General features: G+C 56.6%; 23 protein-coding genes and 1 riboswitch. Of the genes, 21 read left to right on the top strand and 2 right to left on the bottom strand.

The genetic code is table 11. From position 1 onward, the window contains the following. Positions 1 to 2: 2 nt before the first annotated feature. Positions 3 to 208: riboswitch (cobalamin riboswitch) on the top strand. 255 nt (positions 209 to 463) lie between these two features. From JD108_RS14410 to JD108_RS14325, 18 genes are all read left to right on the top strand, one after another. Then, positions 464 to 1,492, top strand: coding sequence for an ABC transporter substrate-binding protein (locus JD108_RS14410; RefSeq protein ID WP_456062008.1), 1,029 nt, complete (start codon positions 464 to 466; stop codon positions 1,490 to 1,492). Positions 1,493 to 1,541: 49 nt separating this feature from the next. After that, a complete protein-coding gene (locus tag JD108_RS14405) occupies positions 1,542 to 2,678 on the top strand; it encodes a FecCD family ABC transporter permease (RefSeq protein ID WP_198826736.1) in 1,137 nt (378 codons plus the stop codon). Next, the gene (locus tag JD108_RS14400; protein WP_198826735.1) at positions 2,675 to 3,484 is read left to right on the top strand and encodes a heme ABC transporter ATP-binding protein; all 810 of its coding nucleotides are present in this window, start codon (positions 2,675 to 2,677) and stop codon (positions 3,482 to 3,484) included. Before JD108_RS14405 ends, JD108_RS14400 begins: the two co-directional genes overlap by 4 nt. A 57-nt stretch (positions 3,485 to 3,541) precedes the next feature. Next, positions 3,542 to 4,081, top strand: coding sequence for a sigma-70 family RNA polymerase sigma factor (locus JD108_RS14395; RefSeq protein WP_198826734.1), 540 nt, complete (start codon positions 3,542 to 3,544; stop codon positions 4,079 to 4,081). Further along, the gene (locus tag JD108_RS14390) at positions 4,060 to 5,088 is read left to right on the top strand and encodes a hypothetical protein (protein WP_198826733.1); all 1,029 of its coding nucleotides are present in this window, start codon (positions 4,060 to 4,062) and stop codon (positions 5,086 to 5,088) included. The genes JD108_RS14395 and JD108_RS14390 overlap by 22 nt, the downstream gene beginning before the upstream one ends. A gap of 136 nt (positions 5,089 to 5,224) precedes the next feature. Beyond that, positions 5,225 to 7,042 carry a translation elongation factor 4 gene (gene lepA, locus JD108_RS14385; protein WP_198826732.1) on the top strand — a complete coding sequence of 606 codons (1,818 nt, stop codon included), beginning with the start codon at positions 5,225 to 5,227 and terminating at the stop codon, positions 7,040 to 7,042. 147 nt (positions 7,043 to 7,189) lie between these two features. Next, positions 7,190 to 8,335: a radical SAM family heme chaperone HemW gene (gene hemW, locus JD108_RS14380; RefSeq protein ID WP_198826731.1), complete on the top strand. Its 1,146-nt coding sequence runs from the start codon at positions 7,190 to 7,192 to the stop codon at positions 8,333 to 8,335. 103 nt (positions 8,336 to 8,438) lie between these two features. Continuing rightward, complete coding sequence (hrcA, locus tag JD108_RS14375; protein ID WP_198826730.1) at positions 8,439 to 9,467, top strand: heat-inducible transcriptional repressor HrcA; 1,029 nt, start codon at positions 8,439 to 8,441, stop codon at positions 9,465 to 9,467. A gap of 51 nt (positions 9,468 to 9,518) precedes the next feature. After that, positions 9,519 to 10,082, top strand: coding sequence for a nucleotide exchange factor GrpE (grpE, locus tag JD108_RS14370; protein WP_198826729.1), 564 nt, complete (start codon positions 9,519 to 9,521; stop codon positions 10,080 to 10,082). Positions 10,083 to 10,151: 69 nt separating this feature from the next. Continuing rightward, positions 10,152 to 11,987, top strand: coding sequence for a molecular chaperone DnaK (dnaK, locus tag JD108_RS14365; protein WP_198826728.1), 1,836 nt, complete (start codon positions 10,152 to 10,154; stop codon positions 11,985 to 11,987). A 108-nt stretch (positions 11,988 to 12,095) separates the two neighbouring features. Further along, the gene (gene dnaJ, locus JD108_RS14360; RefSeq protein WP_198826727.1) at positions 12,096 to 13,232 is read left to right on the top strand and encodes a molecular chaperone DnaJ; all 1,137 of its coding nucleotides are present in this window, start codon (positions 12,096 to 12,098) and stop codon (positions 13,230 to 13,232) included. A gap of 41 nt (positions 13,233 to 13,273) precedes the next feature. Then, entirely contained in the window at positions 13,274 to 14,215 is a 942-nt protein-coding gene (gene prmA, locus JD108_RS14355) for a 50S ribosomal protein L11 methyltransferase (RefSeq protein WP_198826726.1), read from the top strand. Between the two features lie 18 nt (positions 14,216 to 14,233). Further along, positions 14,234 to 14,968, top strand: a complete 735-nt coding sequence (locus JD108_RS14350; protein ID WP_198826725.1) for a 16S rRNA (uracil(1498)-N(3))-methyltransferase — start codon at positions 14,234 to 14,236, stop codon at positions 14,966 to 14,968. A gap of 114 nt (positions 14,969 to 15,082) precedes the next feature. Further along, entirely contained in the window at positions 15,083 to 16,441 is a 1,359-nt protein-coding gene (gene mtaB / locus JD108_RS14345) for a tRNA (N(6)-L-threonylcarbamoyladenosine(37)-C(2))-methylthiotransferase MtaB (RefSeq protein WP_198826724.1), read from the top strand. After that, a complete protein-coding gene (locus JD108_RS14340) occupies positions 16,438 to 16,866 on the top strand; it encodes an NUDIX hydrolase (protein WP_198826723.1) in 429 nt (142 codons plus the stop codon). The genes mtaB and JD108_RS14340 overlap by 4 nt, the downstream gene beginning before the upstream one ends. A 3-nt stretch (positions 16,867 to 16,869) precedes the next feature. Continuing rightward, positions 16,870 to 17,535 carry a deoxyribose-phosphate aldolase gene (gene deoC, locus JD108_RS14335; RefSeq protein WP_198826722.1) on the top strand — a complete coding sequence of 222 codons (666 nt, stop codon included), beginning with the start codon at positions 16,870 to 16,872 and terminating at the stop codon, positions 17,533 to 17,535. A gap of 90 nt (positions 17,536 to 17,625) precedes the next feature. Next, entirely contained in the window at positions 17,626 to 18,024 is a 399-nt protein-coding gene (locus JD108_RS14330) for a CidA/LrgA family protein (RefSeq protein ID WP_198826721.1), read from the top strand. After that, entirely contained in the window at positions 18,017 to 18,682 is a 666-nt protein-coding gene (locus JD108_RS14325) for an LrgB family protein (protein WP_198826720.1), read from the top strand. Before JD108_RS14330 ends, JD108_RS14325 begins: the two co-directional genes overlap by 8 nt. Positions 18,683 to 18,721: 39 nt before the next feature. Here the strand turns inward: JD108_RS14325 and JD108_RS14320 are convergent, their stop codons facing one another. Next, positions 18,722 to 19,660, bottom strand: a complete 939-nt coding sequence (locus tag JD108_RS14320; RefSeq protein ID WP_198826719.1) for a Na/Pi cotransporter family protein — start codon at positions 19,658 to 19,660, stop codon at positions 18,722 to 18,724. 239 nt (positions 19,661 to 19,899) lie between these two features. On the opposite strand from JD108_RS14320, the gene JD108_RS14315 reads away from it, so the two are divergent. Next, a complete protein-coding gene (locus JD108_RS14315; RefSeq protein WP_198830132.1) occupies positions 19,900 to 21,021 on the top strand; it encodes a D-alanine--D-alanine ligase in 1,122 nt (373 codons plus the stop codon). Between the two features lie 118 nt (positions 21,022 to 21,139). On the opposite strand, the gene JD108_RS14310 is transcribed toward JD108_RS14315, so the two are convergent. After that, positions 21,140 to 22,525, bottom strand: coding sequence for a UDP-N-acetylmuramoyl-tripeptide--D-alanyl-D-alanine ligase (locus JD108_RS14310; protein WP_198826718.1), 1,386 nt, complete (start codon positions 22,523 to 22,525; stop codon positions 21,140 to 21,142). 385 nt (positions 22,526 to 22,910) lie between these two features. Here JD108_RS14310 and rpsU point away from each other — a divergent pair, with 385 nt between their 5' ends. Continuing rightward, positions 22,911 to 23,084, top strand: coding sequence for a 30S ribosomal protein S21 (gene rpsU, locus JD108_RS14305; protein WP_003390641.1), 174 nt, complete (start codon positions 22,911 to 22,913; stop codon positions 23,082 to 23,084). A 17-nt stretch (positions 23,085 to 23,101) separates the two neighbouring features. Further along, positions 23,102 to 23,548, top strand: coding sequence for a GatB/YqeY domain-containing protein (locus JD108_RS14300; RefSeq protein ID WP_198826717.1), 447 nt, complete (start codon positions 23,102 to 23,104; stop codon positions 23,546 to 23,548). Positions 23,549 to 23,614 lie beyond the last annotated feature (66 nt).

Raw genomic sequence — 23,614 nt, 5'->3', positions numbered from 1 at the left:
AAACCGAATAATCAGTTCATGGTGTTATCCGGCCGACTTGTTTTCGTCCGGAAGCTTAATAGGGAAGTTCGGTGAAATTCCGACGCGGTCCCGCCACTGTGAAGGGGAGCGTCCTTGCGCAGAACCACTGTCTCGCCGCTAGCGAGACGGGAAGGAGCAAGGCGCGATGAACCCAAGCCAGGAGACCTGCCATGAACCTTTGCACGAAATAACCCACGCGGATGGGATACGTGTACCAGAGAGCATGAAACCGGACGGGATTCGTCTGTCCGAACCCTTGCTTCTGTGCGCACATGTTCATGTTGGCATCTTCCGCGTATGCGGGAGATGCTTTTTTTATCGGACCGCGTCGTCTATGTTTGCGGAGATAAGCGAGGAGGAAGTACGGATGCAAATCAGCTGGATGAATGATGGGAGGAACCCAGGAAAGAACCGGGGAAAGCACCCCGGGAAAGACTGGTGGATCAAACAATGGGGCAACCAGGGGCGCAACTTTTTGGCGATAGGGCTTTCCGCGATTCTGCTCCTCACCGGATGCGCAGGGGGAAAGCCGGCCTCTACAGCGGCCCCAACCGCTGATTCGTCGGCAAAGCCGCCGCAAACAGCGGAAAACCTGTCCCCTGTGCACGTGCAAAATGGCGAACATACGCTGACCTTTACCCAAGTGCCGGAAAGAGCGGTGACGCTGAACCAGCATGTGACCGAGATTCTGCTCGCCCTGGGTCTGGAGGACCGGATGGCGGGGATGGCCTACCTGGATGACCGGATCTTGCCCCAGTTTCAGCAAGCGTACGAAAAGATCCCGGTGCTGTCCGACCAATACCCCTCCAAGGAAGTGCTGCTCGCCGCTGAGCCTGATTTTGTCTACGCGGGTTGGAAGAGCGCTTTTACGGAGAAAGGGGTCGGTACCGTGCAAGAGCTGTCGAGCGTCGGCATACAGGCCTATCTCCACCAATCTTCCAACATGAGCGCCCCTGATCTGGAGGATGTGGCGGCGGATATCCGCAACATCGGCCGGATTTTTCGCATCGAGGACAGGGCCGACCGTCTGATCGGGCAGATGAAAGCGGAGATGGATGAGACAGTCAGGAGAATCGGAGAGGTGAAGCAGCCGCTCCGGGTCTTTGTCTACGACAGCGGGGAAGACCAGCCGCTGACGGCCGGCAGCAATTTTATGAGCCGGATGATTGCGATGGCGGGCGGCAAGAACATCTTTGACGATATTCCCAAAGGATGGACGAGCGTCAGCTGGGAGGAAGTGGTGTCGCGCCAACCCGAAGTGATTGTCGTCGTGGACTACGGTGACAGAACCGTCGAACAAAAAAAGAAGTACCTCCTCGCCAAAAAGGAACTGGCTGACCTGCCCGCGATCCAAAACAACCGGCTAATCGTACTGCCGCTATCCGCGGCTGCGGAGGGAATCCGTGCGCCTCATGCGCTGCAGACGCTGGCAGAGGGGTTTTATCCGGAAAAATTCGCGCAGGGACAATAGTGGGAGTCTTCCGTTCAAGGCTTGCTGATTATTGCAAAGGGGTGAAAAGATGGAACGAACTGCGCTCAAATACCCGCGAATACCGGAACGGCCCGATCGGGAGAGTCGTCTCGCCGCGGGAGGAGAGGCGAGGCAATCGGCCGCATGGTTTTCTGCCGTATTGCTGCTTCTCGCACTCAGCCTGGTAGCGAGCATGACGATCGCGGTTATGCTCGGCTCGGTGGCGGTGCAGCCGGGGACGGTCTGGAAAATCGCCTGGTCTCACCTGCCGGTGGCGGGAGAGTGGGTTCAGCCCGACTGGGCAAAAGCCGAGGAAACGATCATCTGGCAGATTCGCTTTCCGCGGGTGCTGCTGGCCGCAGTCGTAGGGGCGGGCTTGTCTGCGGTGGGGGTCACCCTGCAGGCGCTGGTGAAAAATTCGCTTGCGGACCCTTATTTGCTCGGAGTCTCATCCGGGGCATCCGTGGGGGCCACGCTGTCAATCCTTTTTGGTGCATTCAGCCTGTACGGGCAGTATTCCTTGAGCGCCGCCTCTTTTGCGGGATCGCTCATTTCCATGATGCTGGTCTTTGCCCTCTCCCGGCTGGGCGGGCAGCATTCGACGATTCGCCTGCTGATGTCCGGCATCGCTGTCTCTGCAGTGCTCTCGGCCGTGACCAGTCTGATTATTTTTGCCGCTCCGAATGAACACGGGATCCGTACCGTCTTGTTCTGGATGCAGGGCAGCCTGTCCGGAGCCAAGTGGGAATACCTCGGGATCCCCTCCCTCGCCGTCCTGCTCGGTCTGATCCTCCTGCTCAGTCACTACCGCTCGCTCAACGCGCTCATGATGGGAGAGGAGACCGCCCGTACGCTGGGGGTGGATACCGAGCGCTTCCGCAACATGCTTTTGCTGATCACCGCGCTGTTGACGGGCGTGATCGTCTCCATCAGCGGGGCCATCGGCTTTGTCGGATTGATGATCCCGCATATGGTGCGGCTCGTCGTCGGCTCGGACCATCGCCGCGTGTTGCCGGCCAGTGCCTTGTTCGGGGCGATTTTTCTGATCTGGGCCGATGTGCTGGCGCGGCTCGCCTTTGCCCCGGAGGAGCTGCCCATCGGGATTATCACGTCGCTGTGCGGCGGACCGTTTTTTATCTGGCTCATGTTGCGCAGCACCTATTCATTTGGGGGTGGGGACCGATGACGCTGCACACCAGTCAGGTGGCGGTGGAGATCGCCGGCCGGATGATTCTGGAGCAGATCGATTTGCAGGTAAAACCGGGCGCTTTTGTCGGGGTGATCGGACCCAATGGCAGCGGAAAGTCGACGTTGCTCAAAACCATTTACCGGGTCAGAAAGCCGGATGCGGGAGTGGTCACCCTGGATGGAGAAGACATCTATCGGCTGACACCCCGTGAGGCCGCCCAGAGAATGGCCGTCGTGCGCCAAGAGTCTGCGGCGGAATTTGACTTTAGCGTGCGGGAGATCGTCATGATGGGACGCACCGCACACAAGCGATTGTTTCAATCCGATACGGCACGAGACCGGGAGCTGGTCGAGACAGCACTCGCCCGTACGGGAATGCAGGATTTTGCCGAACGCAGCTTTCTTTCCCTCTCCGGCGGTGAGAAGCAGCGGGTGATGATCGCGAGGGCGCTGGCTCAGGAGGCCCGTCTGCTGGTCCTGGATGAGCCGACCAACCATCTCGATATTCGCTACCAGCTGCAGATCATGGAGATTTTAAAATCGCTCCGCTTGACGGTGCTGGCCGCTCTGCATGATCTGAACATCGCGGCGATGTACTGCGATCAACTGTACGTCCTATGCGAAGGGCGAATCGCAGCAGCAGGCGCGCCTCAGGATGTGCTTACGCCGAAGCTGATCCGCGAAGTCTTTGGCGTCGAGACGGAGGTCTTTGTCCATCCGCGCACGCAAAAAATGCATATCGTCTACCTGGCAGGGATTGACCAGCCTGCCAAGGAAAAGAAGGGAGAGATCCCGGCCGTGTAACAAAAATCCGGCGGCTGCATCTAACACAAGGAAGACAGAGGAAGGGAGGCACGCATCGTGGATAAGCTTCAGCAGACAGCCGAAGCTGTATTGGATCAGCTCATGCGCGAATACGGGACGCGTGTCCTTCGCCTGGTCACCTTGATGGTAAAAGACCGGAGCCTCGCCGAGGATATCACCCAGGATGTGTTTCTGAAAGTCTATCGGAATCTCTCCCGCTTTCGCGGCGAGAGCAGCATGCATACCTGGATATACCGGATTGCGGTGAACGAGTGCAAGGGGCATATGCGGTCGTGGGCGTTTCGCAATCTGCTGCCGCACGCATGGATCCAAAAGGCGGGCGAGACGACGACGGAAGGGATTGTGCTGGAGCGCGCCGCCAAGGATGAGCTGGTGCGGCTCGTCCTGAAGCTTCCCCCGCTGTATCGGCAGGTGGTGGCCCTTCATTACTATGCCGAGATGTCGATAGGAGAGGTAGCCGACGTGCTGGGCGTGTCCGAGGGGACGGTTCGGACGAGGCTGCATCGCGCCAGAGAGCGATTGAAAGAAGAATGGAGTACCGGGGAGGGCTTTGAATGGACCGAGACCAATGGCTAAATCACTTGAAAGAGCGGGCAGATCAGAGCATTTTTCACGATGTAGTCTTCTCCCCGGAGATGGAAGAAAAGGTGCGGCGTACAGTGGAACGGGAAAGACAGAAAAAAGCCTATTTCTCCGCAAAGAAGTGGCCGCTTTGGTCGGGGGTCACTGCCGCGGTGTTGCTCCTGGCCGTGCTCGGCACCGTATATCCCGCCATCTTTTCGGGAGAGCACGGATCGATGTCGCCGGAGCCCCCGACGGAGAAGCCGTGGCTGCCGGGCACGGTCGCGGCGCCTCCCGATCTGTGGAAGCCTTCTCCGCGTACCGAGGAGCGGCATGACAATCAGACGTTCAGCTATCTGGGAGAAAAGCCCGTTCGGATCATCACGGATGAAACCGGGCTGTACGAGGATCAAACACAAAAGGTGGTGTGGCTGCTGGACGGCTCCTTTGAGCGGGAGGTGGAGCTCGTCGCCTACAGTACGGACGGCAAGCGGCTCTCTCTGGGCAAATACGAAGTGGCCGGCCCGCTCTATGACGCCAAAGGGCACTTCCCCTCGGGCATCGTGTTGCCGGAGCCGGGCGTATGGAAAATACAGGTGCTATCCGGAGGAGAACATTTCGGTCAAGTCTTCGTCCAGGTGCAAAAAGGGATAGCTCCGGCCAATCGCGACTGGATTCTGTCGCTGGTGAAAAGCTATTTGCAGACAGCCGGAGGCGACCTGGCCTGGCTCGGAAGCGATCGGCAGGTGGAGGTAGAGCTGATCGGAGTAGAAGCGCCTGTCGCCGAACAGAGGCGTGTCTACGCCTGGGTGAAGATCACGGGAGGGGCGAATGAAGCCTCGCCGGGGCTGAGCTGCCCGATGGTGCTGGATATCCTCTACGGACCTGCGCCGAGCGGAGGAAGCGGTTATCGGGTAGTGGGCCACCGTATCCCCGCGGATGGGAAAATGTACCGAAGCAGTCTGGAAGAGATGTTTCCCGAGAAATACTTGCGCCGGCTGGACGAGATGCAGAAGCGCTAGCCAATCGCATCAAATGCCCGTATTGCTCCCGTTTCCACGCTTTGTTATAATAACCGTTAGTGTATTTTTTCGGAACGCGGTCTGAAGCTCGTATAGCAGGCGTCGTTCAGATGGCGTGGGAGGGAACTGACAACACATGGATCGCCGTGAAAGACAAAAACGCATTCGCAATTTTTCCATCATCGCGCATATTGACCATGGCAAATCAACCTTGGCGGACCGGATTCTGGAGCTGACCGGCGCCTTGTCCGAACGGGAGAAGGAAGCCCAATTCCTCGATTCGATGGATTTGGAAAAAGAGCGCGGAATTACAATCAAACTGAATGCTGTGCAGTTAAAGTATAAAGCAGACGACGGGGAAGAATATATTCTCCATCTGATCGACACCCCGGGACACGTCGACTTTACCTATGAAGTATCCCGCAGTCTGGCCGCTTGCGAAGGCGCCCTGCTGGTCGTGGACGCGGCCCAGGGGATCGAGGCGCAGACGCTGGCCAACGTCTATCTGGCTTTGGACAACGACCTGGAGATCATCCCGGTCATCAACAAGATCGACCTGCCCAGCGCCGAGCCGGAGCGCGTCAAGCAGGAGGTGGAGGATGTCATCGGGCTGGACGCCAGCGAAGCCTGTCTGACCTCCGCCAAAGCAGGGATCGGGATCAAGGACGTGCTGGAGGCCGTTGTGAAAAAGGTGCCGGCTCCCGAGGGCGACCCTGATGCGCCGCTGCAGGCATTGATTTTCGACTCCTATTTCGACCCGTACCGCGGCGTCATCGCCTCTGTGCGTATTGTCAACGGTACCTTGAAAAAGGGCATGAAGATCAAGATGATGGCAACAGGCAAAACCTTCGAGGTGACCGAAGTGGGCGCGTCCATGCCGCGCCAGCGTCCGGTCGACGAACTGACGGTCGGCGATGTCGGCTATGTGGCCGCTTCGATCAAGACGGTCGGCGACACGCGCGTCGGGGATACGATTACCGATGCGACTCGCCCTGCTGCCGAGCCGCTGCCCGGCTACCGCAAAATCAACCCGATGGTATTCTGTGGCCTCTATCCGATCGATACCAGCGATTACAACGATCTGCGCGAGGCGCTGGAGAAGCTCCAACTGAATGACGCTTCTCTCCAGTACGAGCCGGAGACATCGCAGGCTCTCGGATTCGGTTTCCGCTGCGGCTTCCTCGGACTGCTGCACATGGAGATCATCCAGGAGCGGATCGAGCGCGAATTCAACATCGACCTGATTACCACCGCACCAAGCGTGATTTACCGGGTCACGATGACCAATGGCACCGTGATCGAGATCGACAATCCGTCGAAAATGCCGGAAGTGCAAAAAATCGAGATGATCGAAGAGCCGTACGTAACCGCCACGGTGATGGTGCCGAAGGATTACGTCGGCGATGTCATGCAGCTGTGCCAGGGCAAGCGCGGCGAGTTTCTCGACATGCAGTACATGGGCGAGAACCGCGTGCAGCTCAAGTACGACATGCCGCTCTCCGAGATTGTCTACGACTTTTTCGACCTGCTCAAGTCCGGCACCAAAGGCTATGCTTCCTTTGACTATGAACTGGCAGGCTACAAGCCGTCCAAGCTGGTGAAGATGGATATCCTCCTCAACGGCGAGGTGGTGGATGCCTTGTCCTTTATCGTTCACAAAGACAGCGCGTACCAGCGCGGCCGCGTCATTTGCGAAAAGCTGAAAGAACTGATCCCGCGCCAGCAGTTCGAGGTGCCGATCCAGGCGACCATCGGACACAAGGTCGTGGCGAGGGAGACGATCAGCGCCCTGCGCAAAAATGTACTCGCCAAGTGCTACGGCGGGGACATCAGCCGGAAGCGGAAGCTCCTCGAGAAGCAAAAAGAGGGGAAAAAGCGGATGAAATCCGTCGGTTCCGTCGAGGTGCCGCAAGAGGCGTTCATGGCCGTCTTGCGCATGGATGACAGCAAATAAGCCGGGTGGGCCATCCGCACACCTGCCCGAACCGATTTGGAGATGCGCCCTCTGGCCGTTTGCCGCTTTGTTGTTTTGAGATTTATCAGACCTGACCTGTGCCGTCAGGTTTTTTCACTTTCTGCCCGATAAGGAGGGAAAAACGATATGGCCCCGCAATCCGTCTATATTCACATCCCCTTTTGCACCAATAAATGCTATTACTGCGACTTTAATTCCTTCGTCACCCAGAATCCGCAGCTGATCTGGGACTATCTGGAGGCGCTGGAGCGGGAGATGGCGCTCACTTTTGCCCAGTGGCCGGCCGAGCGGATCAAGACCATTTTCGTCGGCGGCGGGACGCCCACTTTCCTCGACCATGCCCAGATGAAGCGATTTCTGGAGATGGTCGAAAAACACCTGGGTCCGCATGTGACGCCCGATCTGGAATTTTCTATGGAGGCCAATCCGGGGACGACCGACAGGGAGAAGCTGCGGCTCATGCGCGAGCTGGGGGTGAACCGGCTCAGCTTTGGCGTGCAGTCCTTTGACTCCGCCCTGCTCAAGCGGCTGGGCCGCATCCATGACGTGGATGAGGTCTATCAAAGCATCGACAATGCCGTCGCTGTCGGCTTCGACAATATGACCATCGACCTGATGTTCGGTCTGCCGGATCAAACCATCGAGATCTTCCGGGATACCCTGCAAAAAGCGTTTCAGCTGCCGACGAAGCACTTCTCGGCGTACAGCCTGAAAGTCGAGGAGAACACCCTTTTCCACACCTTGTACCAGAAGGATCAGCTGCCGCTGCCCACAGAAGAAACCGAGCTGATGATGTACCTGATCCTGATCGAAGAGATGGAGAAGCACGGCTATCAGCAGTACGAGATCAGCAATTTTGCGAAACCGGGATTTGAGAGCCGGCATAATAAAACCTACTGGCTGAACGAGGAATACTACGGACTCGGAGCGGGCGCCCACGGCTACGTGGATCGCGAGCGGCACGTCAATGCCGGGCCGCTAGCCGTTTACCTGCAAAAATGCCGGGAAGGCTTGCCGCGCGTCGAGCAATTTTTCGTAGAAGAGAAAGAGGCCATGGAAGACCATATGATCATGGGCCTCCGCCTCAGAGAGGGCGTCGATGCCGACCGCTTCCAGCGCCGCTTTGGCATCTCCCTGATGGAGCAATTTGGGCGGATCATCGAGGAGGAGACGGCCAAAGGGATGCTGGAGTGGGAGGCGAGCCGCGTCCGTTTGACGCGCAAAGCATTGCCGCTGGGAAATGAAGTGTTTGCCCGGTTTTTGGGAGAATAAGTGCGGGGGAAAACATTGACAAATCCCTCGCATATTGATACCTTAATAAATAGATTTAGCACTCGATAGTAAAGAGTGCTAACAAACGGGGAGGCGAGGCAGCATGTTATCGGACCGGCAACGTTTAATTCTGAATGCGATCGTCGATAATTATATTCATTCGGCCGAACCTGTAGGCTCCCGTACCATCTCCAAGCGCGAGGATATCGGCTTCAGCTCGGCCACGATCCGCAATGATATGGCGGATTTGGAAGAGCTCGGATACTTGGAACAGCCACATACGTCAGCTGGGCGCGTACCCTCTACCAAAGGGTATCGCTTCTATGTCGACAACCTGATCCAGCCGCATCTTTTGAGCGAGACGGAGCTGGAAAAGCTGAAACTTCTGTTCGCCGAACGAATTCATCACTTCGAGCAAATGATTGAATACACCGCACAGATTCTCTCCCATGTCACAAACTACACAGCGATTGTGCTGGGGCCGGAAATCTTTGAACATCGGCTGAAACATATTCAAATTGTCCAAATAAACGCCGATCAGGCTGTTGCCATCATGGTAACGCACACCGGGCGCGTGGAGAACAAACTGATCGATCTGCCCAAGGGCATCCGCCCGGAGGAGATCGAAAAGCTGGTAAACATCCTCAACAGCAAGCTGTCCGAAGTTCCGCTGTGGCAGCTGCGCCAGCGGCTCTATCAGGAGATCGCCAGCGAGATGAGACGCCATGTGGAGCAATACGAAGAGATGCTGCAAATCCTGGAGCAATCGCTGAGCCAGGAAGAGTCGGAGCGCGTCTATTTGCGCGGGGCTACCAAAATCATGAACCAGCCCGAGTTTCGCGATGTGGATAAGGTAAAGGACATTCTGGAGCTTTTGGAGCGGAATGACCAGCTGATTCACTTGTTCGGAACGCCGTCGGCAGGGTTGAACGTCCGCATTGGACAGGAAAACGAACTCGCCGCGGTTCAGCAGTGCAGCATCATCACCACCTCCTATTCCCTGGGGGGCAAGCCCGTAGGGATGGTAGGGATTCTGGGACCGACGCGGATGGAGTACAGCAAAGTCATCACCGTGCTGAACTACCTGGCCGAAGGTCTGTCCAATATGCTGACCTCGGAATTTGAAAAATAGTAAAATGACGTCCCGGCCTAGCGCCTGACGGTCTTGGGAGGTATTTGAATCTTGAAGGATGAAAAGTTGACGCAGGATATTTCGCCGCAGCAAGCGGAGGAGAATATGGAAACCGCTGATCAGCAGGCGGAAGCTGCACAGGAGGAGACGGGACAGATCGATTGGCAGCAGGAAGCGGAGAACTACAAGGCACAGGCCGAGGAGCTCAACAACCGCCTTTTGCGCGCCATGGCCGACATGGACAACATGAGACGCCGCCTGAGAAAAGAGCAGGAAGATCTGGCCAAATACGCCTCGCAAAAAGTGGTGGAAGAGCTGCTCCCCGTCCTGGACAACTTCGAGCGGGCCTTGTCTGCGGACAAAGAGTCGATGACCGTCGATTCGCTCCTGACGGGAGTGGACATGGTTTACCGCCAGATGGTTCAGGTGTTTGAAAAGGAAGGATTGGCACCGATTCCAGCCAAAGGCCATCCCTTTGACCCCCATGTTCACCAGGCGGTCATGCAGGCCAGCGAACCGGATGTCGAGTCCGGCGTCGTCATCGAAGAGTTCCAAAAAGGCTACCTGTTCAAGGATCGTGTCATTCGACCTGCGATGGTCAAGGTAAACGCCTAACCACTTTGCAGCCTATGGCATACACTTAACTTGAAATTCAGTCGTCAAGCGTGAGGAGGATTTTTTAGGATGAGTCGTGTAATCGGAATTGACCTTGGGACAACTAACTCTTGCGTAGCAGTGATGGAGGGCGGGGAGCCTGTCGTCATCCCCAATCCGGAAGGCAACCGCACTACCCCTTCTGTCGTCGCCTTCAAAAACGGCGAGCGCATCGTGGGTGAGGCAGCGAAGCGTCAGGCGATCACCAACCCTGACAATACCGTCATGTCCGTCAAGCGCTACATGGGGACGAACCATAAAGTAACATTGGAAGGCAAAGAGTATACGCCGCAAGAAGTCTCCGCGATGATCCTGCAAAAACTGAAGGCCGACGCGGAAGCGTACCTGGGCCAGCCGGTCACCCAAGCAGTGATTACTGTTCCGGCCTACTTCAATGACAGTCAGCGCCAAGCGACCAAAGACGCAGGCAAAATCGCCGGTCTGGAAGTGCTGCGCATCGTGAACGAGCCGACTGCCGCAGCGCTGGCGTACGGCATGGAGAAGAGCGAAGACCAGACCGTTCTGGTTTACGACCTGGGCGGCGGTACTTTTGACGTATCCATCCTCGAACTCTCCGAAGGGTTCTTTGAAGTAAAAGCGACTTCCGGCGACAATCAGTTGGGCGGAGACGACTTCGACCAGGTGATCATCGACTACCTCGTCAGCGAGTTCAAAAAAGAGCACGGCATCGACCTGTCCAAAGACCGCATGGCGCAGCAGCGTCTGAAGGACGCGGCAGAAAAGGCGAAGAAAGACCTCTCCGGCGTGCTGACCACGACGATCTCGCTGCCGTTCATCACGGCCGATGCGACCGGTCCGAAGCACTTGGAGCTGAACCTGACTCGCGCCAAATTCGAAGAGCTGTCGGCGCATCTCGTCGAGCGCACCATGGGTCCTACCCGTCAAGCGCTGCAAGACGCCGGCCTCTCTCCGAACCAAATCGACCGCGTCATCCTGGTAGGGGGTTCCACACGGATTCCCGCTGTACAGGAAGCGATCAAAAAGTTTACCGGCAAAGAACCGCATAAAGGCGTGAACCCGGATGAAGTCGTCGCGCTGGGTGCTGCCGTACAAGCAGGCGTGCTGACCGGTGATGTAAAAGACGTCGTACTGCTCGACGTGACTCCGCTCTCTCTCGGTATCGAAACGCTGGGCGGCGTGTTCACCAAACTGATCGAGCGCAACACGACAATCCCGACCAGCAAATCGCAGGTGTTCTCGACTGCAGCCGACAACCAGACTTCCGTCGAAATCCACGTGCTCCAAGGGGAGCGTCAGATGGCAGCGGACAACAAGACGCTGGGCCGCTTCACGCTCTCTGACATCCCGCCGGCGCCGCGCGGCATTCCGCAAATCGAAGTCTCCTTCGACATCGACGCCAACGGTATTGTCAACGTTCGTGCGAAAGATCTGGGCACCGGCAAAGAGCAGCGCATCACGATCACGTCCAACTCCGGTCTGTCCGACGAAGAGATCGAGCGCATGGTAAAAGAAGCCGAGCTGAATGCAGAAGCCGACAAGAAGCGCAAGGAAGAGGTTGAACTGCGCAACGAAGCGGATCAGCTCGTATTCACAACCGAGAAAACCCTGAAGGAAGTAGAGGGCAAGGTTGACCAGGCCGACATCGACAAGGCGAACGAAGCCAAGGAGAAAGTGAAGAAGGCGCTGGAGGCAAACAACCTCGATGAGATCAAGGCAGCCAAGGACGAGTTGTCCGAGATCATCCAGAAAATCTCCGTGAAGCTGTACGAGCAGGCGGCACAAGCAGCGCAGGCAGCACAAGGCGCTGAAGCGGCTGGGGCCGGCGAAGCGAAAAAAGAGAATGTCGTTGACGCCGATTACGAAGTCGTCGACGAGAAGAAATAATCCAGATAGGACGAAAAAAGTCAAAGTCACGGAACACTGACTTTGACTTTTTTTCAAGTCTGTCACATGCTATGATAACAGTTGACTGTCATGGGAGTGATTCAGGGGATGAAACGGGATTATTACGAGGTGTTGGGCGTCTCCAAGGATGCGGATGCCGAAGAAATTAAAAAGGCGTACCGCAAATTGGCACGACAGTTCCACCCCGATGTAAATAAAGAGGCGGACGCCGAAGAGAAGTTCAAGGAAGTCAAAGAAGCGTACGATGTTCTGTCTGACCAGCAAAAGCGCGCCCAGTACGACCGGTTTGGCCATCAGGACCCGAATCAGGGCTTTGGCGGCGGCGGATTCGGCGGTTTTGACGCGTCCGGCATGGGCGGCTTCGGAGACATCTTCGACATGTTCTTTGGCGGCGGCCGCAGAGCGAATCCAAATGCACCCCGCAAAGGCGCGGATCTGCAGTTTGGGCTTTCCATTGACTTTATCGATGCCGTATTCGGAAAAGAGACGGATGTGGAGATACCCAAGGAAGCGGAGTGCGACACCTGTCACGGCTCGGGTGCCAAGCCCGGGACCGGCGTGGAAACCTGCCATACGTGCAAGGGCACGGGTCATCAGGAAGTGGTGGCCAACACGCCGTTTGGACGGATTGTCAACAAGCGTGTATGCCCCACCTGCGAAGGCAAAGGAAAGGTCGTCAAGGAAAAGTGCACCTCTTGCCGCGGCGCAGGCCGGGTAAAAATCCGCCGCAAAATCCATCTCAACATTCCTGCCGGTGTGGATGACGGCGCCCAGCTCCGCGTATCCGGCGAAGGGGAACCGGGCTTTAACGGCGGACCGCCGGGAGATTTGTACGTGGTTTTGCGCGTGAAATCGCATGAGTTTTTTGAGCGCGAAGGAAACGATATCTACTGCGAAGTTCCGATTACCTTTGCACAGGCCGCATTGGGCGACGAGATCGAGGTGCCGACTGTCGACGGACGGGTGAAGCTGAAGATTCCCGCCGGCACACAGACAGAGACGTACTTCCGTTTGCGCGGCAAGGGCGTGCCGTTCCTTCGAGGAAACGGGCGCGGCGACCAGCATGTAAAGGCACGTGTAGTCACACCGACAAAACTGACGGACAGACAAAAAGAGCTGCTTCGCGAGTTTGCCGAACTGTCGGGTGAAGCGCCGGGCCACTATGCCGCAGAGGACAACGAGAGTTTTTTTGATAGAATGAAGCGGGCGTTTCGAGGAGAGTAGCCTCGCCTGAGGACATGAGAGAATTGGGGAGTTGGTAGGTCATGAAATGGTCGGAAATTAGTATCCATACGACAGCGGAGGCAGTAGACGCAGTGTCCAATCTTTTTTATGAGATGGGAGCCAACGGGGTCGTGATCGAGGACCCGGAGGTACTGCATCGCGACTGGGATACCCCGTTTGGTGAAATCTACCAGCTATCCCCGGATGATTTTCCGGCCGAGGGCGTATTCGTCAAAGCGTATCTCGCCGCGGAGAGCAGCAGCTTGGGAGAGCTGCTGGAGGAGCTGAAGCAGCAGCTGGACCAATTGACTGGCTACGGTCTGGACATTGGGAAAGGCACCATTGCGGTAAATGACGTCCATGAAGACGAATGGGCCCACGCCTGGAAAAAGTACTACAAGCCGGTGCATGTTTCGGAGCGGATGACCATCAAGCCGGTATGGGAGGAGTACCAGCCCAAACGCGCGGATGAAGTGATCATCGAGATGGATCCGGGCATGGCCTTCGGGACAGGCACGCATCCGACGACGATTTTATGCCTCCGGGCTTTGGAGAAATACATGCAGCCGGGAGACCGGATCTACGATGTCGGCACGGGTACGGCCATCCTCAGCATTGCCGCAGTCAAGCTGGGGGCGGAGCATGTGCTGGCGATGGACCTGGATGAGGTGGCAGTCCGCTCCGCACAGGCAAATACCGAGCTGAATGGAGTAGACGAGAAGATTACGGTGCGGCAGAACAACCTCCTGGAAGGAATCGAGGAGACTGTCGATCTCGTCGTAGCCAATATTCTCGCCGAGATCATCGTCCGCTTTACCGATGACGTCTACCGCGTGCTGAAAGAGGATGGCACCTTTATCGCCTCCGGGATCATCGAAGCCAAGGCCGAAGAAGTGAAGAAAGCGATGGAAGCCTCCGGACTTGCCATCGTGGAAACCATTTTCATCGATGATTGGGTAGCTATTATCGCAAAAAAACGATAAAATAGTGAGGTTGGCGAGATGCAAAGATATTTTGTTGAGCCACACCTCTTTTCCATGCAAGAGATTACGATCACAGGCGACGACGTTCACCATATCGTAAACGTGATGAGAGCGAAGAGCGGCGAGGAAATCCTCGTCAGCGACGGGGCGGGACGCACGGCGCGCGCTCGGCTCGAATCCTTGTCTGGCAAGGAAGTGGTGGCCACCGTCCTGGAGCTTCTGGACGAGAAGCGGGAGCTGCCGATAAGAATCACGATCGGACAGGGACTGCCGAAAGGCGAAAAGATGGAGTGGATCCTGCAAAAGGGAACGGAAATGGGCGCGTTCGCTTTTTTTCCTTTTTCTTCAGACCGCACCATCGTCAAGCTGGATGAAAAAAAAGAATCCAAAAAGCTGGAGCGCTGGGGGCGTATCGTCAAGGAAGCAGCGGAACAGTCGCACCGCAGCGTGCTGCCCAAGCTGCTCGCGCCCGCCTCTTTTCGGCAGATGCTGACTGCAGCCTCCGATTATACGCGCGCGGTCATCGCCTATGAAAAAGAGGGCGGCACTACGCTGCACGAGGTGCTGCCAACCCTTTCGCCGGGCGACTCCCTTCTGGTCCTGATCGGCCCGGAAGGCGGATTTACGCTGGAGGAAGTGGCAGCGGCGGAAGCGGCAGGCATTCGGCCGGTATCGCTGGGGCCCCGCATTCTGCGCACAGAGACGGCCAGCCAATATGTTCTCGCTGCGGCATCGTACCAGTTTGAACGTTAGCGGCTGAGCCCGTCTGGGAAGCTGCCACCCGCCGCTTTCTTACGTGCTTCCGTGCATGTCATCGTTCTCAGCGAAAAGGAATACAAGATAGATGGGTTGAAAGGAGGAAGCAGAGTGTCAACGGTTGCTTTCCATACATTGGGATGTAAAGTAAACAGCTACGAAACGGAAGCGATCTGGCAGCTGTTTAAAAACAGCGGCTATGAACGCGTCGATTTTGAGCAGGACGAAGCTGACGTTTACGTCATTAATACATGCACAGTAACCAACACGGGCGACAAGAAGAGCCGTCAGGTGATTCGCCGGGCGATCCGCCGCAATCCAGACGCGATTGTCGCCGTGACCGGATGCTATGCGCAAACCTCGCCGGGTGAGATTGCCCAGATCCCCGGTGTTGATATTATCGTGGGTACGCAAGGGCGCGAGAAATTGATCGAGTACGTCGACCAGATCCGCAGAGAGCGCACTCCGATCAATGCGGTGGGGAATATTATGAAGGCCCGGGAATTCGAAGAGTTGGACGTGCCGAACTTTACGGACCGCACCCGCGCGTCTTTGAAAATCCAGGAGGGCTGCAACAACTTCTGTACCTTCTGCATCATTCCTTGGGCGCGCGGCCTGATGCGCTCCCGCAAGCCCGACAGTGTGCTCGAACAAGCCCGCCAGCTGGTGGAAGCCGGCTATCTGGAGATCGTGCTGACCGGTATCCACACGGGCGGCTACGGAGAAGACCTGGAAGATTACAATCTGGCCAAGCTGCTGGTGGATTTGCATCAGGTAGAAGGGTTGAAGCGCATCCGCATCAGCTCGATCGAGGCCAGCCAGATTACGGATGAGGTGATTGAGGTCATCAATTCCTCTGACCGCGTCGTCCGCCACTTGCACGTACCGCTTCAGGCAGGTGACGATGAGGTGCTGAAACGCATGCGCCGCAAGTACACCACAGCCGAATTTTATGAAAAAATGCTCAAGGTTCGCGAGGCGCTGCCGGGCGTGGCTTTGACCACAGACGTGATCGTCGGTTTCCCCGGCGAGACGGACGAGCAGTTCCGCAACGGCTACGAGTTTATCAAGAAAATCGGCTTTGCCGAGCTTCACGTATTCCCGTACTCGATGCGCACAGGCACGCCGGCAGCCCGGATGACGGATCAGATTCCGGAAGAGATCAAGCACGAGCGCGTGACCCAGCTGCTTGAGCTGAATCGCGAGCTGACTCTGCAGTATGCGAAGCAGTTCGTCGGCGACGTCTTGGAGGTCATTCCCGAGCGCCCCTACAAAGAAGCTCCCGAAAGCGGCCTCTTGATGGGCTATTCGGACAACTACCTCAATCTTGTCTTCCCTGGCGATGAATCGATGATCGGCAAAATCTGCAAGGTGCGGCTTGACGAGGCCGGCTCGGAATACTGCAAAGGCACCTTTGTCCGCGTGCTGGATCATGCCTACCCGATTCCGTTGAAGGAACAAGTGGGATGAAGGAAATATCCGCAGGTGGAGTCGTCTATCAAGCCACGGACAACAGCCTGATGATCATGCTGATTGAAGATCGCTATGGGAAAGTGACCCTCGCCAAGGGCAAGCAGGAACTGGGGGAAACGATTGAAGAAACAGCGCTCCGCGAGATACTGGAAGAGACGGGTGTGAGAGGGCGGCTGGGTGAAAAGCTGGACACCATCTACTACAACTATCATCATCCGGTAACAGGAGAGCTGGTTGATAAAGAGGTTCACTACTATCTGGTCGAAGCGTACTCCACGGAAGTCGTCGTACAGGAAGAAGAGATCAATGCCGTGCACTGGCATTCTCCGGAGGAAGCCTGGACGCTGCAGCAGGACAAGGGGTACCGCAACAACGATCATGTGCTTCGCTTGGCTTTGCACCAATTGGGGATTGAGGTGTAGGAGATGAATTTGAACAAGTATATTGATCACACCCTGCTCAAACCGGAAACGACCGCAGCGATGATCGACAAACTGTGCGCGGAGGCAAAAGAGCATGATTTCGCCTCCGTCTGTGTGAACCCGTACTGGGTAAAGCGCTGCGCAGAGCTACTCGCGGGCACGGATGTCAAGGTGTGCACGGTAGTCGGGTTCCCGCTGGGAGCGAGCACGACAGCCGTGAAAGTGGCCGAGACCCGCGACGCGATTGCAAACGGGGCGACGGAAGTGGACATGGTCCTGAATGTAGGAGCGCTGAAATCCGGCGATCTGGAGACCGTGAAGCGGGATGTCGCGGCGGTAAAGGAAGCGGCTGGAGAGGTACTCCTCAAAGTGATCCTGGAAACAGGACTGCTGACCGATGAAGAGAAAAAGACCGCTTGCGAGCTTTGTGTCCAAGCCGGAGCGGATTACGTGAAGACCTCTACCGGTTTTGGGCCGGGCGGTGCCACGGTGGAAGATATTGCGCTCATGCGCAAAGCAGTAGGCCCGGATGTAGGGGTAAAGGCGTCCGGCGGCGTGCGCGACCGCGCGGCGGCACTCGCCATGATCGAGGCAGGAGCCACCCGGATTGGGGCCAGCTCCGGAATCGCGATCGTAAGCGGGCAGGAAGCGTCGGGAAGCGGTTATTAATACAAGAAAGCCTGACCGGATATCGGTCGGGCTTTTTTTACCAAGCAGCAGAGAGAGACTGGGTGGATGAGGAGAGAGGAGAGAAAGACTGTGAAAATAATCAGGGGCATCATCGTGCTGCTCGCCTTTTACGGGGCCGGGGTGCTTTTGGCCAAATGGCTGCACATCCCACTGCCGGGCAATATCATCGGCATGCTGATGTTGACGCTCGCGCTCACGACCGGCGTGGTCAAATTGGACTGGGTCGAGCAGGCGAGCGAGCTGTTGATTCGCCATATGATGCTGTTTTTTGTCCCGATCCTGGTTGGGGTCGCCTCGTATTTGGGAATCATCGCCGAAAATCCGATCGGGCTTTTACTCGCGATGGTGCTGGGGACCGCTTGTGTGATGGTGGTAACAGGCCGCGTCATCCAGTGGTATCTGGACCGCCGAAGGGGAAAAGAGGCAACAGACACGATCGAGATGGAGAGGAGGACGCTCGATGCTTGATATCCTTCTGGCCATACTGGTCACGCTTGGCGCCTATCGCTTGGCCATCTATGCGGGGCGTCGCTCCCGCCATATACAGCCCGTCGTAGTGGCGACGATCTGCACCTGGGTGATCTGGTGGCTGATCAGCGGCGATTGGGAGTCCTACCAGATGGGCGGCGAATGGATCTCCTACTGGGTCGGACCGGCGACTGTGGCACTGGCTGTTCCCCTGGCGAAACAGATGCGGGTCTTTTCCGATATCTGGCGAGGGGTCCTGCTCGGGGTCGCAGCGGGCTGTCTGGTCGCGATCACGACCGTTCTGGGGATCGGCTGGCTGTTTGGTATGGACGAAGTGCTGACAAAAAGCATGCTGACCAAATCGGTCACCACGCCGATTGCCGTGGAGCTGACGAAAAATATCGGCGGGGTTCCCGCATTGGCCGCCTTCTTTGTGGCATTGACCGGGATCGCCGGGGTAGCGATGGCCAGACCGCTGTTGTCCCTGTTCGGGGTAAAGGATGACTGGGCTATCGGCATCGCGGTCGGCACCAGCGCCCACGCCATCGGCACAGCCAGCCTGAACCGCGTCTCGCAGGTCCAGACGGCTGCATCCAGCGTAGCGATGATCGTCGCCGGGATTGTGACCGCAATCTGCGTCATTCCGTTTTCGTTCTAACGGCGGGGACGATACGCCGCAGCTGCCTTCTACGACGGTTCACGTTTTTCTTCGGTCGGGAACGATCCACCGGATGACAGCGGCGATCTGATGGGCAAATGGCAGCGCGGCCACCGAGCAGACCACATTGAAAATCGTCTGCGAATGGGCAATTTGCATCGAAGGGCTGTCCGTCAAGGCGGCACTGATTGCAGCCAGCTGCGTCAAAAACGGCAAAAACAAGAGAGCGCCCGCTACATTGAAGAGCGTGTGGCACCAGGCCACTTGTCTGGATGCCGCATTGGTTCCGATGCTGGCGATCACGGCGGTAAAGCAGGTGCCGATATTGGCACCGAGGACGATGGCCAGCGCGGTTTCCATGCTGAGCACCTGATGGGACATCAGCCCCATCGTAATGGCGGTGGTGGCTGAACTGCTGTGGATCAAACCGGTAAAGACAGTCCCGGTGAGCAGTCCGAGCCATATCGAGTGGCGGCTCTCCAGGAACAGGGAGCGGAATGTTTCCGACTGCTGCAGCGGTTTGGCCATCACCTGCATCGTGTCGATTCCGAGAAAAATCAGTCCGAATCCAGCCACGACAAGACCTGTGCAGCGCGTCAGTCTGTTTGGCATGAGCCAGAGAGCTACCCCCGCCAGCAGCATCGGGACGGCGAACGTTTCGAGGCGAAGGGCAATCAGTTCGGTCGTGACCGTGGTCCCGACGTTGGTTCCGAGGATGATGCCTACGGTCTGGGCGAAATTGATCATTCCTGCGTGTGTCAGTCCGATCGTCAGAACCGTCACGGCGCTGGAGCTTTGCAGGACAAAGGTGGACAAGAGACCCACCCAAAAGCTGTGCATCGGCGTACGCGTGAAGCGGGCCAGCCAGTCGGCCATTTTTTTCCCGGCGAGGTTTTGAAAGCCGGTCCGCATGGCGTACATGCCCAAGAGAAAAAAGCTCAGTCCAAACGTAAACGGAGCGAGGACGGCACCTACCACGAAGCGATCCTCCTTCCCTGTGAGAATTCTTTATTACGCTATGCCCGAAGAGAGACGAGCATGACAGCCACTTCCGGCGTCCCTTGAATTTGAAAAGGGGATTGTGTATGCTGAAGGATGAATTGGCCCAGGGAGTAGAAGCGAACAGGGCACCCGCATACGATAGGGAGAGACTGAAAGAGAGACCGAAGACACGGGTAGGCTCTCTGCCCGCGCAGAGGCGAAAGGAGCAAAAGTTCATGGGGAACAAAATACGGCTGGGAATTATTTACGGAGGAAAGTCCTCGGAACATGAAGTTTCGCTGCGCACCGCCTATTCCATCATGAAGGCGGTAGATGCTGAAAAGTATGAAATCCTGCCCGTCTACGTTCAGTTGGACGGCAGTTGGATAAAGGGAGAGAAGCTGCAGGGACATCAGCTGGCCGGAGTGGAAACGCTGCGGCTTGCCGCCAAAGAGGAGCAGCCCATCGAGCCGGCGGATGCGGGAGCTTTGATTCCGGCCGCGCGTCCGGCTTCGGTATTTGCGATCGGCCAGGAAGTGGATGTAATGTTTCCGGTGATCCACGGACCAAACGGAGAGGACGGCACCATCCAGGGCTTGCTGGAGCTGGCTGATCTCCCGTACGTGGGAGCGGGCGTCATGGCATCTGCCGTCGGGATGGACAAATGGATGATGAAAAATGTCTTTGCCCAGGCGGGATTGCCTCAGGTCAAATACGTGGGCGTCCTCCGCACCGAGTGGGAGAAGCGGCAGGAAGAGATCATCAGCCGGATCGAGGGGGAGCTGGGCTACCCATGCTTCGTGAAGCCCGCCAATATGGGGTCCAGTGTCGGAGTGAGCAAGGCGAAGGATCGCGAACAGCTGATCGAAGCGATGACGCTGGCTGCCAGATTTGACCGCCGTCTGATCGTGGAGGAGTATGTCCGCGCCCGCGAACTGGAGATCGGTGTCCTGGGCAATGAAGAGGTGATCACCTCCGTCGTCGGAGAAGTGATTGCCGCCAAAGAATTCTACGATTACGAAGCCAAGTACAAAGGGGCGGGCACAGAGCTGCAGATTCCGGCGGAAGTGCCGCAGCAGGTCGCGGTGCAAATGACGGAGATGGCGATCACCGCCTTCCGGGCGCTCGACGGCAGCGGGCTGTCCCGGGTGGACTTTTTCTGGGATGAAGAAGAGGACCGCCTCTATATCAATGAAGTGAACACGATGCCCGGATTTACGCCTTTCAGCATGTATCCGATGCTGTTTCAAGCGTCGGGCGTCAGCTACAGCGAGCTGATCGACAGACTGGTGACGCTGGGGCTGGAAAGACATGCGGATAAACAGCGAAATATCGTCGCTGCCGAAGAACTGGAGTAGGAGAGCCTAGCTGCAATCGAAGCCGGGGCTGGCATGAAAAAGAAAAAGAGCGCGTTCAAGCGCTCTTTTTTCATATCCGCGAAACCGGCCCGATGAAGAATGGGGTTGCTCGCCCTCTTCATTGGCCCGCGTTTTTTTCCATCTCCTCCATCACGGTCCACAGCTCCATGCCCCGCGAAGCCTTGAACAAAAAGGCCCGGTCGGGTGTGCAAAGCTGGCTCAGGGTAGAAATCGCCTCTGCTTTGGTCGCGAAATAGCGCTTTTCCCCGTCATACGCATCGCACAGGGTGCGGGCATGATCACCGATGGCGACCAAGAGTTCAAACCGGTCCCGGAGCTTGCCGGCAAAGCGGCCCACCTGTGCATGCATCTCCAGACTGTCAGGCCCCAGTTCGAACATATCGCCCAGCACCAGTACCTTGGCCCGCTCCGGCAGAATCGAAGCAAATGTCGAGATGGCCGCTTCCATCGAGGAAGGGCTGGCGTTGTAAGCATCGTTGATATAGACTGCGCCTGTTTTCGAATCTGTGCGCTCGAACCGCATCGCGGACAGCTGGACAGCAGCCAGGGCCCGGGCGATCTCCTCATTGCTCATGCCAAAATGGCGTCCGATCGCCACTGCCGGAAGCGCATTTTGCACGTTGTGTTTGCCAAACAGCGGAAGGTAAGCGGAAAAGCGCTCGCCGCCAGGGAAACAGACATCAAATCGCATGCCGTCCTCCACGGCTCTGATCTCCTCCGCCCACACATCGGCGGGACCTTCGACCGAATAGGTGAGTACCCGTCCCGGATAGAGGTGAGTGATTTTTCGCAGATATTCATTGTCCCTGTTAAGCAGGACAAAGCCCGCAGGGTCGGTATGGGGCAAGAGCTCAGCTTTGGCCAGGGCGATTTTTTCGCGGGAGCCGAAAAACTCCAGATGCGATTCGCCGATATAGGTGATGACGCTGATCTGCGGTTGAACCAATGAGGCCAACAGGTCGATTTCCCCTGCGTGGTTCATCCCCAGCTCCAGCACGGCCGCCTCGTGCCTGTCCTCCAGCTGCGTCAGCGAATAGGGGACGCCCAGGTGGTTGTTCAGATTTTTGTACGTCTTGTACAGGGCTAACTTGCTCTCCAACACGTGCGAGACGATATCCTTTGTGGTGGTTTTCCCGATGCTTCCCGTAATCGCGATCATCGGCATGGTGAACTGCTGCCGGTACCGTTTGGCCAGCTTTTGGTAGGCGCGCAGCGTGTCGTTGACCAGGATGAGGCCAAAATCCGCGGGGAGGTCGGCCGGGAGCTTGGTCTGCTCGGAAACGATGGCGGCGCGGGCCCCCTTCTCGGCCGCTTGCAGGAGAAAGTCATGGCCGTCCCTTGCGCCCTGGATGGCGACGAACAAAGCGCCCGCCTCCAGCTGTCTGGTGTCAAAGTGAACAGAGTTGATCGGCAGATCCGCTTCTCCTGCCAAGATCAGACCTTCCGCCATGACGGCGATCTGTTCCAGTTTCATGGGCTTCATAGGCAAAATCTCCTTTATCCATACGATTTATGCTTTTTCTATAGTTGGCGACGAACACGCAATGGGCAGCGAATTTCGTCGACCGGATGTGCACGCGAAAAACTACGAAGCCATGCTATCACTCCTGCTGGTATTTGTCCATGGCTGCGCGAGAGAGCGGGACATTTTTTGCCGCGTTTTCTTACAGATAGATACGAAAATCGAGAACATCCTATGCGTTTGCAAAGGAAGAATGGCACTACAGAGGGGGGAAGGAAAAATTTAATAATTTCCTCGTTGCCGGGGAAAGAAAGGTTGACCTGCTTTGCTTTTCTGTCCTATAATGAAGTGTGACAGTCTGTAGGTAACAGGTGTCCCACGGTTTTAGCGGAGGGAGGGAAGACAGATGGCAGAAATTCGAGTCAAGAAAAACGAGTCTTTGGATAGCGCACTTCGCCGCTTTAAGCGTGAAAGCGCAAAATCTGGGGTGATGGCGGAACTGCGTAAACGTCGTCACTTTGAGAAGCCTAGCATCAAGCGGAAGAAAAAGTCCGAAGCAGCTCGTAAGCGCAAGTATTAATTAACGGAGGGCCCATCATGAGTGTAATGGAGCGACTCAATCAAGATATAAAGCAAGCGATGAAGGACAAAGCTGCGCTAAAACTCTCTGTTATTCGCATGGTGAAAGCTGCTTTCAAGAATGAAGAGATTAACAAAGGTAGACAGTTGTCTGAAGACGAAGAGCTGACCATCTTGACCCGTGAGTTAAAACAGCGCCGTGAATCCCTCCACGAGTTTGAAAAAGCCGGCCGTGATGACCTGGCTGAAAAAACGCGCGAAGAAATTGAGGTACTTACAGCCTATCTGCCCGAACAACTGAGTGAAGATGAAGTGCGTGTGATCGTCCGGGAAGCGATCGTTTCCACCGGAGCCTCCTCCAAAAAGGAAATGGGCAAGGTCATGGGCGCTATCATGCCTAAGGTAAAGGGAAAAGCTGACGGTACGATCGTGCAAAAGATTGTATCTGAGGAACTACCAACGTAAAAAGGAACTACCTCATATAGATACGACAGAAAAACTCAGTCCCGAATGCGACTGGGTTTTTCTTTA

The organism is Brevibacillus composti (assembly GCF_016406105.1).
Lineage (GTDB): Bacteria > Bacillota > Bacilli > Brevibacillales > Brevibacillaceae > Brevibacillus > Brevibacillus composti.
The sequence above is the reverse complement of the archived record's forward strand: the minus strand, read 5'-3'. Positions and strand labels throughout refer to the sequence as shown.

Coding starts and splice junctions, on each gene's coding strand:
- JD108_RS14405 (WP_198826736.1), top strand. CDS start 1,542: ATGGAACGAACTGCGCTCAAATACCCGCGAATACCGGAACGGCCCGAT.
- JD108_RS14400 (WP_198826735.1), top strand. CDS start 2,675: ATGACGCTGCACACCAGTCAGGTGGCGGTGGAGATCGCCGGCCGGATG.
- JD108_RS14390 (WP_198826733.1), top strand. CDS start 4,060: ATGGACCGAGACCAATGGCTAAATCACTTGAAAGAGCGGGCAGATCAG.
- lepA (WP_198826732.1), top strand. CDS start 5,225: ATGGATCGCCGTGAAAGACAAAAACGCATTCGCAATTTTTCCATCATC.
- hemW (WP_198826731.1), top strand. CDS start 7,190: ATGGCCCCGCAATCCGTCTATATTCACATCCCCTTTTGCACCAATAAA.
- hrcA (WP_198826730.1), top strand. CDS start 8,439: ATGTTATCGGACCGGCAACGTTTAATTCTGAATGCGATCGTCGATAAT.
- dnaK (WP_198826728.1), top strand. CDS start 10,152: ATGAGTCGTGTAATCGGAATTGACCTTGGGACAACTAACTCTTGCGTA.
- dnaJ (WP_198826727.1), top strand. CDS start 12,096: ATGAAACGGGATTATTACGAGGTGTTGGGCGTCTCCAAGGATGCGGAT.
- prmA (WP_198826726.1), top strand. CDS start 13,274: ATGAAATGGTCGGAAATTAGTATCCATACGACAGCGGAGGCAGTAGAC.
- JD108_RS14350 (WP_198826725.1), top strand. CDS start 14,234: ATGCAAAGATATTTTGTTGAGCCACACCTCTTTTCCATGCAAGAGATT.
- JD108_RS14340 (WP_198826723.1), top strand. CDS start 16,438: ATGAAGGAAATATCCGCAGGTGGAGTCGTCTATCAAGCCACGGACAAC.
- deoC (WP_198826722.1), top strand. CDS start 16,870: ATGAATTTGAACAAGTATATTGATCACACCCTGCTCAAACCGGAAACG.
- JD108_RS14325 (WP_198826720.1), top strand. CDS start 18,017: ATGCTTGATATCCTTCTGGCCATACTGGTCACGCTTGGCGCCTATCGC.
- JD108_RS14315 (WP_198830132.1), top strand. CDS start 19,900: ATGGGGAACAAAATACGGCTGGGAATTATTTACGGAGGAAAGTCCTCG.
- JD108_RS14310 (WP_198826718.1), bottom strand. CDS start 22,525: ATGAAGCCCATGAAACTGGAACAGATCGCCGTCATGGCGGAAGGTCTG.
- rpsU (WP_003390641.1), top strand. CDS start 22,911: ATGGCAGAAATTCGAGTCAAGAAAAACGAGTCTTTGGATAGCGCACTT.
- JD108_RS14300 (WP_198826717.1), top strand. CDS start 23,102: ATGAGTGTAATGGAGCGACTCAATCAAGATATAAAGCAAGCGATGAAG.